General features: G+C 67.2%; 2 protein-coding genes. Both read right to left on the bottom strand.

Translation table 11 applies throughout. From position 1 onward, the window contains the following. Positions 1-342 (bottom strand): calcium-binding protein (locus E8D38_RS28130; protein WP_140637660.1); only part of this gene is annotated, 342 nt, incomplete at its 3' end. Beyond that, on the bottom strand, positions 255-713 hold a 459-nt coding region (locus tag E8D38_RS28125; protein WP_181179607.1), incomplete at its 5' end, for a calcium-binding protein. The genes E8D38_RS28125 and E8D38_RS28130, both read right to left, overlap by 88 nt.

The raw sequence follows: 713 nt of genomic DNA, 5'->3' as shown, positions 1-713 counted from the left end.
CGTGATGCCGGCACCGAGTTGCACCACGTCGAGCTTGCCGGCCGTGGTGTCGTACGAGTTGATCGTGTCCTTGCCCGAACCGCGGCCGAACAGGTAGGTGTCGTTGCCGGTGCTGCCATCCAGCGTGTCGTTGCCCGCACCGCCGTCCAGCGTGTCGTTGCCGGCGTCGCCCCGCAGGGTGTCGTTGCCGCTGCCACCGTCCAGGGTGTCGTTGCCGTTGCCACCATAGAGAGTGTCGGCCTGGGCCCCTCCGATCAGCAGGTCGTCGCCGTCATCACCTCCGAGGTTGTCTTCGCCGCTGCCGCCATCGAGCGTGTCGTTGCCGGTACGGCCGTAGAGCACATCGTCGCCGGCGCCGCCGGCCAGGGCATCGGGGCGTAGCCGGTCAAGGCGTCATTGCCTGATGTGCCGGTGGTGACCGCCGCATCGATCGCCGCCGTGTCCCAGGTGGTGCCGTCGGCGAAGCGGATCTGCTCGATGCGGTAGTAGTTGGTCGCATTGAATTGGTTCTGCACACGCAGGCTGTCGGAACTGCCCACGATCGACAGCACGAGCTCGTCGCCCGAGCGGGTGAGCAGCACGTCCGCGGGCGTGATGCCGGCACCGAGTTGCACCACGTCGAGCTTGCCGGCCGTGGTGTCGTACGAGTTGATCGTGTCCTTGCCCGAACCGCGGCCGAACAGGTAGGTGTCGTTGCCGGTGCTGCCATCCAG

The organism is Methylibium rhizosphaerae, assembly GCF_006386545.1.
Classification (GTDB): domain Bacteria; phylum Pseudomonadota; class Gammaproteobacteria; order Burkholderiales; family Burkholderiaceae_C; genus Pseudorivibacter; species Pseudorivibacter rhizosphaerae.
Note: the sequence above shows the minus strand (reverse complement) of the source record. Positions and strands in the feature narration are given on the sequence as shown.